Source organism: Roseovarius sp. MBR-78 (assembly GCF_040547535.1).
In the GTDB taxonomy this organism is placed as follows: Bacteria; Pseudomonadota; Alphaproteobacteria; order Rhodobacterales; family Rhodobacteraceae; genus Roseovarius.
Window position 1 is genome coordinate 1 of record NZ_JBEPPX010000067.1, and the last position, 3,191, is coordinate 3,191.

Consider the following 3,191-nt stretch of genomic DNA (forward strand, 5'->3'; position numbering starts at 1 on the left):
GAAAACGAAAGCCTTTCAGGCGCGGCATTGATGACGGTATCTGCATCGCACAACCGGTACCAGCCGCAGAAGCCGCAAACAACTTGGCAATGCCCCCCGATGGCCGGGTGGCAGGCACATGGGGGGCGGTGACACGGCCCCTCTCGCAGGCGATCACCCGCGAGGTAGAGACCCTGTTGAGCGAATAGCCCTCTGACGGCCAAGCCGTATCAGTCCGCACGCACCTCGATCCGCTGTTCGCCCAGCCCGCTGATCCGAAGCACCATCTCGTCGCCCGCCGACAGGAAGCGCGGCGGCCTGTGGCCGATGCCCACACCCGGCGGCGTGCCGGTGGCGATCACATCGCCCGGCTCTAGCGTCATGATCGTGCTCAGATAAGAGACGATCTCGGCCACGCCAAAGATCATTCGCGCGGTGTTGCCGGTCTGCATCGCCGCGCCGTTTACCTCGGTCACCAGATCGAGCGCCTGCACGTCCCCCAGCTCATCGGGGGTGACAAGCCAGGGGCCGACAGGCGCGAAGGTGTCGCAGCTCTTGCCCTTGGTCCACTGCCCCGATCCTTCGAGTTGCAGCGCGCGCTCGGACACGTCGTTGACGATGGTATAGCCCGCCACATGGCTCAGCGACTGCGCCTCATCCACGTATTTCGCGCGGCGGCCGATGACGATGCCAAGCTCGACCTCCCAATCTGTCTTGGCCGATCCGCGCGGCATTACCACCGGGTCAAAGGGGCCGTTCAGCGCGGTCACCGCCTTGAGAAACACAACCGGCTCGGTCGGCGGCTCGGCCCCAAGCTCGGCGGCGTGGTCGCTGTAGTTGAGGCCGATGCCGACGATCTTGCCGATGGCTCCCACCGGAACCCCGATCCGGGGCGTGCCCGCCACCAGCGGCAGCGCCTCGGGGTTGACCCGAGGCAAGGCCCCAAGCACCTCGCCCGCGAGATCGGGCAGCACGCCCGACAAATCCCTCAGCCGTCCCTCGGAATCGAGCACGGCGGGGCGCTCCTGCCCCCGCTCCCCAAAGCGTGCAAACCGCATGACATCCCTCCTGTTGCGCTGTCACTGGCAGCATAGCCGCCAGAGGGCGCGGTGCAAGGGCGCGCGATGCGGGGTTGAGGCGTGCCGCCGCCCCGCCTATGTCTGGGGCGCATCAACAGACGAGGTTTCGCCCATGCCCACGCTCCCCATCCCCGCCCTTGACGCCAACGCCTCTTCGGGGGGCAAGGATCTGGGCCGCCTGCCGGAATGGGACCTGAGCGATCTCTACAAAAGCCCCGACGCCCCCGAACTGGCCCGAGATCTCGACTGGCTCGAGGCCGAATGCGTACGCTTCGCCGCCGATTACGAGGGCAAGCTGGCCACGCTCGACGCCACCGGGCTGCTTGAATGCCTGCATCGCGACGAGGCGATCAGCCGGGTGGCGGGGCGGATCATGTCCTATGCGGGGCTGCGCTATTACCAGCACACCACCGATTCGGGCCGTGCCAAGTTCCTCTCCGATTGCCAGGAAAAGATCACCAATTTCACCACCCCGCTGGTGTTCTTCTCGCTGGAGCTGAACCGCCTCGACGAGGCCGCGCTGAGCGCGATGTATACCGAGAGCGCCGATCTCGCGCGCTACGCCCCGGTGCTGCGCCGCATCCGCGCGATGAAGCCCTACCAGCTTTCCGACGAGATGGAGAAATTCCTCCACGATCTGGGCGTGGTGGGCGACGCGTGGGAGCGGCTCTTTGACGAGACCATCGCCGGGCTGAGCTTTATCGTGGACGGCGAAGAGATGGGGATCGAAGCCACGCTCACCCTGCTCACCGATCACGACCGGGCCAAGCGCGAGGCGGCGGCGCGCGAACTGGCGCGGGTGCTGGGCGAAAACCTGCGCATCTTTGCCCGCGTCCACAACACGCAGACCAAGGAAAAGGAGGTGCTTGATCGCTGGCGCGGGATGCCCTCGGCGCAGATGGGGCGGCACCTTAGCAACGATGTCGAGCCGGAGGTGGTCGAGGCGCTGCGCGCATCGGTGGTCGCGGCCTATCCGCGCCTCTCGCACCGCTATTACGAGTTGAAACGCAAATGGCTGGGGCTCGAGCGGATGCAAGTCTGGGACCGCAACGCGCCCTTGCCGATGGAAAGCCCGCGCACCATCCCCTGGGACGAGGCGCGCGCCACTGTGATGGAGGCCTATGCGGGCTTTGCCCCCGAAATGGCCGATCTCGTCGCGCCGTTTTTCGAGCAGGGCTGGATCGACGCGGGCGTGAAGCCGGGCAAGGCTCCGGGTGCCTTTGCCCACCCCACCGTGACCGACGCGCATCCTTACGTGATGCTCAATTACCTCGGCAAACCGCGCGACGTGATGACGCTGGCGCATGAGCTTGGCCACGGCGTGCACCAGCGCCTCGCCGCCGGTCAGGGAGAGCTTCTGGCCTCGACCCCGCTAACGCTGGCGGAAACGGCCTCTGTTTTTGGCGAGATGCTGACCTTTCGCCGGATGCTCGCCGGGGCGAAAACCCAGGCCGAGCGCAAGGTGCTGCTCGCGGGCAAGGTCGAGGACATGATCAATACCGTGGTGCGCCAGATCGCGTTTTACGATTTCGAATGCAAGCTGCACGCCGCGCGCCGCGAGGGGGAATTGACGCCGGACGACATCAACGCGCTGTGGATGTCGGTGCAGGCCGAGAGCCTGGGCGAGGCATTCGATTTCATGGAAGGGTATGAGACCTTCTGGGCCTATATCCCGCATTTCGTCCACTCACCCTTCTATGTCTATGCCTATGCGTTCGGCGACGGGCTGGTGAACGCGCTCTATGCCGCCTACGAGGCCGCGCCCGAGGGATTCGATGAGAAATATTTCGACATGCTGCGCGCAGGCGGCTCCAAGCACCACAAGGACCTGCTCGCCCCCTTCGGCCTCGACGCCTCCGACCCGGCGTTCTGGGGCAAGGGGCTGTCGATGATCGAGGGCATGATCGACGAGCTGGAGGCGATGGAGGGGTAACCCCCTGCCGCCTGCGCCCGGGTATACCGTCGGGAGCCTCCGGCGGGGGTATTGCTGCCAAGAAGATGCCTGCCCGGTCTTCTTCTTGGGGCCAATACCCTGGGGGGCATTGCCAAGTTGCTTGGTTGATGCTGCGATGCCCCGCGTTTGCCAAGTCATGGCTTCATCTGGAGAGCATAGTTCGTCCACAGATCGAATGC

The 3,191-nt window shown here is 65.5% G+C and carries 2 protein-coding genes and 1 pseudogene; 2 read left to right on the forward strand and 1 reads right to left on the reverse strand.

Going from position 1 to position 3,191, the window contains the following annotated elements; genetic code table 11:
• Nucleotides 1-188, forward strand: a pseudogene (locus ABIE58_RS20095) (hypothetical protein); the annotation flags it as partial.
• 21 nt (nt 189-209) lie between these two features.
• Here the strand turns inward: ABIE58_RS20095 and ABIE58_RS20100 are convergent.
• Nucleotides 210-1,037, reverse strand: a complete 828-nt coding sequence (locus ABIE58_RS20100) for a fumarylacetoacetate hydrolase family protein (RefSeq protein WP_354546389.1) — start codon at nt 1,035-1,037, stop codon at nt 210-212.
• A 133-nt stretch (nt 1,038-1,170) separates the two neighbouring features.
• On the opposite strand from ABIE58_RS20100, the gene ABIE58_RS20105 reads away from it, so the two are divergent.
• The gene (locus ABIE58_RS20105; RefSeq protein ID WP_354546390.1) at nt 1,171-2,991 is read left to right on the forward strand and encodes a M3 family oligoendopeptidase; all 1,821 of its coding nucleotides are present in this window, start codon (nt 1,171-1,173) and stop codon (nt 2,989-2,991) included.
• The last annotated feature ends 200 nt before the right edge of the window (nt 2,992-3,191 follow it).